Consider the following 3,018-nt stretch of genomic DNA (forward strand, 5'->3'; position numbering starts at 1 on the left):
AGGATGCTCTTACCCGAACTCGGCAAAGCCCTGAGGCTGCCCGGCTTCAGGTTCGGCGCCCTGGATCCGACTCCTGGCGCTCGGGGTCATGCCGAACTCGGCGGCGTAGCGGACCATGTCGGCCATGGCCTTGTTGGCGACGCCGATCAGCGGGTTCTGGACGGCGTTGCCGTTGGTCGTCCGGATCATCAAGCCACCGGTCAGCTGATCCTTCTCGGCCATCCTGGCGGCTGCCCGCTCGGCCTGGATCCAGCGTCCATAAGCCTGGGCATAAGCGGCCAGCGCTGCCCGGTCGATCTCCGTCAGGATACCAAGGCGATGGAGCTCGCCCGCTACCCGGTGCCACTCGGCCAGCGCATCCTGGCTCAGTTCGGCAGGGGGTGACGGCAGGACTACCTCTGGCTTCGGTTCGGCGTGGTTGACCGCCCTTTTGCCGGGATTGCCGCGGACCAGCTTCAGGTGGGTCGGCGTGGGCTTACGGCCGCGTGTGCTCATCCGGCCACCTTCTCGGCAGAATGCGCCTCTGCGGCCTGCTTCCGGCGTCGCAGCTCAGCAATACCCTCGTCGTAGCAGCCGGCGCTGTTGAGGTGGGTTTCCTCAGTGCTGAAGCGCTCCAGATCGACCTCGCCGAAGCTCCGGCCGGTTTCTTCCAGCACAGCCATCTCGCCGGTGAACTCCTGCCAACGCTTGACCGCGACATCGATATAGGCCGGATTCAGCTCAATAGCGTGGACGGCGCGGCCGGTCATCTCGCCTGCGATGATGGTAGTGCCGCTGCCGCTGAATGGCTCGAACACGGCTTGCCCCGGGCTGGAGTTGTTCTCGATCGGCCGGCGCATCGCCTCGACCGGCTTCTGGGTGCCGTGCCCGCTCTCCGACTTCCGATGCGGTATTGCCCAGATCGTCGTCTGCGACCGGTCGCCCTGCCAGTGGCCGGTCCTGCCCTTGCGGACGGCGTACCAGCACGGTTCGTGGCCCCAGTGGTAGTCGCCCCGGCCGATGATCAGGCGTGTCTTGTCCCAGATGATTTGGCAGCGCATCTGGAAGCCGGTCGCCTGCAGGCTCTCGGCCACCGCCGCCGCATGCAGCCCGCCGTGCCATACATAGGCGACATCGCCCGGAAACAGCGCCCAGGCATCGCGCCAGTCAGCTCGGTCGTCGTTCTCCACTTTGCCTCGGGCAATCCCCTGGCCCGCGAGGCCGCTGCGCTCGCGCCAGGCGGGATCGTAGTGGACGCCGTAAGGCGGGTCAGTGACCATCAGGTGCGGAGTCGTCCCGTTCAGCGCCCGCGCCACAACGTCCTGATCCGTGCAGTCACCGCAGACCAGCCGGTGTCGGCCCAGCAGCCACACGTCACCAGGGCGGGAGACTGGATTAACTGGCGCGTCGGGTACCTGATCGCGATCGGTCAGCCCGGCGCTGGGTGACGCGCTGAGTGCCGCCAGCTCATCTTCCGAGAAGCCGATCAGCGGCAGGTCGAAGCCCATGTCAGCAAGCCCGGCGACCTCGATGGCCAGCAGTTCCTCGTTCCAGCCGGCGTTCAGCGCCAGCTTGTTGTCGGCCAGGATGTAGGCGCGCTTCTGCGCTTCCGACCAGCCGCGGGCGACCATGACCGGCACGTCGGGAATGCCAAGCAGGCGGGCGGCGAGCACCCGGCCATGGCCGGCGATGATGGTCCCGTTCTCGTCGATCAGCACCGGGTTGGTCCAGCCCCACTCGCGGATGGCTGCGGCGATCTGCGCCACCTGGGCGTCGGTATGCGTCCGGGCATTCCGGGCATCGGCGACAAGGTGCTGCACGGACCGACGTTCGACGCGATCGGCGGGCCACTCCGAACTACTAGACAAGTTGGCTGACATTGATCCCCCGGCTGGAAATTCGCGGGCGTAGGAATTTTCCGAGGCCGCCGGTCATAGACCAGCAGGCCCAGACTTTTGACCCGCCCTCCCCTCTGCTGGGGAACTTCATGTCGATGATTATGGCACATCAGGGATGTCGGCGAAATATACTTTAATTTCGCACTTCTACGCTATTCTACGCTCGATGCATTTTCTTCAGCCCCGTGTCACTCCGTCCGGCATTCCAGGCGCTGCTTGTCGCGGTCGTGGTGCCGTTTGCACAGCGGCTGCCAGTTGCTCCGGTCCCAGAACACCGCTGGATCACCGCGATGCGGGACGACGTGATCGACGACGACTGCCGGCGTGATGACGCCCTGCGCTTGGCACATGCGGCAGAGCGGGTGCTCGGTTAGGAACAGGCGCCGGGCCTTGTTCCAGAGCCCGTCGTAACCGCGCTGCGCAGCATTGCCCCTCTGGATATCAGCAGCCCGGTCCCTGGCGCGTTTGCTTTCCTCCGGCGTAAGGGCGTGACGGGCTCGATGAAGCGGCGGTCTGGTTGGCATGCCGAGCCTTCCATAGCATCAGGATTTCGGATGACGGAAATCGGATCGATCGGCAAAACGGTGTGGCGGGTGGCGGATGGTGGCAGGTAATCCTGCTATTCTCTTCACCTGCGGGTGCGCACACACGTGTAATGGAGAATAATAGGGATGATCCGCCACCATCCGCCACCCGCCACCTGTTAACCATCGCCGAAACCGTTGAAGCGCCGGTACAATCCGCGGAACATGCGCACCCCTTTGGCACCTTTGTACCGTTCAAACCCTTTCCGCTGGAGCGCCTCCGAGAAGGTTTTGACGCTGCCGGCCTTCTCCCCTGCAGCGGTGGCGTAAGCTGACCAGGATTGGAACAGAGCCGCCACGGTGTCGGACTTGTACCGGTTGCCAGGCTCGGCATCACACGCTTCCTCGAGCCACTGACCGAGCAAGTCCTGGTCATCGAAATAGCTGCTTGTCTCGGCAACAATCTGATTGCACGGAACCAGACCGCTGGCCCTCCAGTCGAGGCAGCCTTCGATCATCCAGCGCAGGATCGCTGGCCACTCCCGCTTGAGCTTCGCCTCCAGGTCGCGATCGGGCGCCGCGGGCTTATGGGTGAATGGCACGATGTTCAGTCGCCG

4 protein-coding genes are annotated in these 3,018 nt (G+C 64.6%); all 4 read right to left on the reverse strand.

Annotated features, from left to right (window positions below; translation table 11 throughout):
- Window positions 1-9 precede the first annotated feature (9 nt).
- Window positions 10-495: a phage terminase small subunit P27 family gene (locus tag AC5JJ6_RS06580; protein WP_496041270.1), complete on the reverse strand. Its 486-nt coding sequence runs from the start codon at window positions 493-495 to the stop codon at window positions 10-12.
- Window positions 492-1,859: a site-specific DNA-methyltransferase gene (locus AC5JJ6_RS06585; protein ID WP_496041271.1), complete on the reverse strand. Its 1,368-nt coding sequence runs from the start codon at window positions 1,857-1,859 to the stop codon at window positions 492-494. The genes AC5JJ6_RS06580 and AC5JJ6_RS06585 overlap by 4 nt, the downstream gene beginning before the upstream one ends.
- Window positions 1,860-2,065: 206 nt before the next feature.
- Entirely contained in the window at window positions 2,066-2,401 is a 336-nt protein-coding gene (locus tag AC5JJ6_RS06590) for an HNH endonuclease signature motif containing protein (protein WP_496041272.1), read from the reverse strand.
- 179 nt (window positions 2,402-2,580) lie between these two features.
- Window positions 2,581-3,018 (reverse strand): hypothetical protein (locus AC5JJ6_RS06595; RefSeq protein ID WP_496041273.1); only part of this gene is annotated, 438 nt, incomplete at its 5' end.

The organism is Skermanella sp., assembly GCF_059503625.1.

Excerpts from the sequence above, each read along its gene's own strand:
- AC5JJ6_RS06580 (WP_496041270.1), bottom strand. The coding sequence starts at position 495 with ATGAGCACACGCGGCCGTAAGCCCACGCCGACCCACCTGAAGCTGGTC.
- AC5JJ6_RS06585 (WP_496041271.1), bottom strand. The coding sequence starts at position 1,859 with ATGTCAGCCAACTTGTCTAGTAGTTCGGAGTGGCCCGCCGATCGCGTC.
- AC5JJ6_RS06590 (WP_496041272.1), bottom strand. The coding sequence starts at position 2,401 with ATGCCAACCAGACCGCCGCTTCATCGAGCCCGTCACGCCCTTACGCCG.